General features: G+C 65.5%; 2 protein-coding genes. Both read left to right on the top strand.

Annotation, left to right across the window (positions count from 1 at the left end; translation table 11 throughout):
• Positions 1–1347 precede the first annotated feature (1347 nt).
• Positions 1348–1821 carry a hypothetical protein gene (locus ACIBVP_RS45695; RefSeq protein ID WP_396112822.1) on the top strand — a complete coding sequence of 158 codons (474 nt, stop codon included), beginning with the start codon at positions 1348–1350 and terminating at the stop codon, positions 1819–1821.
• Positions 1818–2642 (top strand): hypothetical protein, encoded by an 825-nt coding sequence (locus ACIBVP_RS45700; protein ID WP_246272191.1) that lies wholly within the window; start codon positions 1818–1820, stop codon positions 2640–2642. Before ACIBVP_RS45695 ends, ACIBVP_RS45700 begins: the two co-directional genes overlap by 4 nt.
• Positions 2643–2739 lie beyond the last annotated feature (97 nt).

Consider the following 2739-nt stretch of genomic DNA (forward strand, 5'->3'; position numbering starts at 1 on the left):
CCCCGCCGCCGAACAGACCAACTCACCCACACAGACCAGCCAACCCGAGCCGAATTAGCACGCACGCGAATCCCTTACGACCAAACGAGTGAGAGCCACGCAACCACGCCGCCATTCCTCACTCCTGTCACTAACGGACCCATCGCGGGAACGATCGTGAGGTAGACACACCACAGCTCACGGAGCCATTGATAGGGACGAATCCACTTAAGGACAGAAAACAGCTCCAGCGTCTATGGCGCCCACAACATCACAAGCGTCACAGCGACGTTCCAGCCCCACGACGGACTGCCTTCATAGAGCTCGGTACCGAAATGGTGCCGGAGACCCGGGTGAAGTGCGACGCGTCGGTGAACCGGCGCTGTGGGCGGGCCGCAGCAGGATCCCCACGTGTGCAGGGAACAGGTGCGCAAGGCGGCACGGGGAGAGGTGGACCGCGGCGGCGACTGCGTCGAGGCGTCCCGGCCCGCCTGCCAGGAGCGTCGGGATCACGGCCACCGCCCGCTCCACGGCCGGGTGGAAAGGCGGCCGCGCGTCGCGGTCGTGGCCGACCCAGTCCTCGACGATCCTCAGCGCGGACGCGGCGTGACCGTTCGCGGGCCTGGCGAAGGCGAACAGCACCGCCTGGCCCTCGAGCGTGCGGCCAGGCAACGGCGGACCCCACGTCTCGGCACCGGTCACCCGCCAAAACGGGCCAGCAGGGAGCCCGAGCCCACTACTGGGTTCGACCTGCGCCAGGACGGCACCACGCGCTCCCGTGACCAGTGTGTACGGCGTGTCGGGCGGGATGTACAAAGCTTCTCCGCAACGCTCACAGCTGACGCTGGGTGCTCCTTGGGTGCTCCGCAGCAGCGACACGCACTGGCATAACCCGACATCCGCCGATAACTGGGAACAGCAACTACCTGCAGAACCGGCACGTGACGACAGCTCGCGACTTCGAGCGACACGACCGACCGCTGGCTCTTAACCAGCGGGGTCGGTTTCGAGCCCTGGCGACGAACGCCCAGACCGCAGGGTCATCACGACCTCCCGGCCGCATGAACGACACCGGCCACCGCTGCGCCACCCATCGCTGGCGCGTACAGAACCCGCACACGGCCCAGCAATGGCTGAAACCACCACACCCCCCGACGGGTTGTCGGCGTGGGTTTGCGCCCCTCCCGAAGATCCGGGCCAACAGCACCCGATCGGGCCACGTGACCTGGAGCACACTCGTGACCCTGTTTCACCAGGGTCAGAGCCCTGCTCCAGTTTTGCTCCAGTTTCACGTACCACCGTCCACAAGCGACGGACAAATCAAGATCGCCCGCCGACCATGTCTTCGCAGGTCGACGGGCGATTCTCGTGTGCTGTTCGATTGTGGAGGTTAGGGGACCTTACTCGAACATAAAAGACCAGGTCAGGGCGCTGGAAGAGCTCCGCGAGAAGCTTCCCAGCCTCGATATCCCCGAGCCGTCGTCGATCACGCGCGACCGGCCCCGGCGGGCCCGGCAACTCCGTTCTGAGCAAGTCGAGGAGTTGATCGCGGGCTACCAGGCGGGTGCGACGGTGTACGAGCTCGGTGACCGGTTCGGCATCGAGCGGCGGACGGTCAGCAACATCCTCCATCGGCACGGCGTGCCGATGCGCCGCCGGGGTCTCTCGCCTGAGCAGGTCGACGACGCCATCCACCTCTACAAGCTCGGCTGGTCGCTGGCGCGAGTCGGCGAACACTTCGGCGTCAACCACACCACCGTGCTGAACAAACTGCGCGAACGCGGCATCCCCACCCGAGACACCCACGGGCGCCCGCGCGTCGAAGCAGGTGACCCTCGATGACCAAGCCCGCAGTTAGTTTGTCAGCTCGATCAGCTTCGGACGGCGCTACCGTCGTTCGAGCCGTCACAGTGATCATGGGCGTTGTCGTCGGCCTCACCTTCCTCTTCGGGTTTGGCAACGTTCTCAACCTCGCCCTTCGGTTGGGGGTGCCGGTCTGGGTGGCGCCACTCGTCGCTCCGGCAGTAGACCTCTCGATCCTGGGACTTCTGCTCGGCACCCGGCACCTCGCACTTGCCGGTGCCTCCGACGAGGTGTTGCGACCAGCTCGCCGGCTCCTGATTTTCGCCAGCGTGGTCACCCTGGCATTGAACGTTGCGGACCCACTCGTCGCCGGCGAGTACGGCAAGGCCGCGTTCGATGCCGTCGGACCTCTTCTCTTGATCGGCTGGGCGGAGGTTGGGCCAGGCTTCTTGCAGGCGATCGGCACTACCTATCCCGCCAAGACTGTCGCCGATGGCGACAGCGTCACCGGCGCCGAGGCAATAAGCGTCGAAGCCAAGGAGTCGGTGGCCGATCCGGGGCGATCTGGGGGTGATCGTAGGCATGCGAAGCCGTCGAAACTCGATCAGCGGGCGCCCCGCGGCCGTCCGTGGGAGGTCCTCCTGGAACAGGCGCGGCAGGAGGACACCGCTCACCGGGCGACTCACCAAAGGCCAATATCTGCTGACGCGCTCCGTGTTCGGCTGGGGATTGGTGCCACCTCAGCTCGACGACTCGTCAAGATCGTTCGTGCAGAGTTCGAAGCGAATGGTGCTCGCGATCGAGGAGACGAGCAGCGGACGCACGAGTTCCAGAACGCTGACGCAACCTTGGCCGCGTGACGCCCGGGTTCCGCAGCTAATCGCGGTTCTGGGTTACGGCTGGGGTTGGATCTGCTGGTCAGTGGTCTGGAACATGGTGTGAAACACGGTTCCGCCT

Source organism: Actinophytocola sp. NPDC049390 (assembly GCF_044466355.1).
GTDB lineage: Bacteria > Actinomycetota > Actinomycetes > Mycobacteriales > Pseudonocardiaceae > Actinophytocola.

Bases quoted from the DNA above. Each gene is read 5' to 3' on its own strand.
- ACIBVP_RS45700 (WP_246272191.1), top strand. From the start codon at position 1,818: ATGACCAAGCCCGCAGTTAGTTTGTCAGCTCGATCAGCTTCGGACGGC.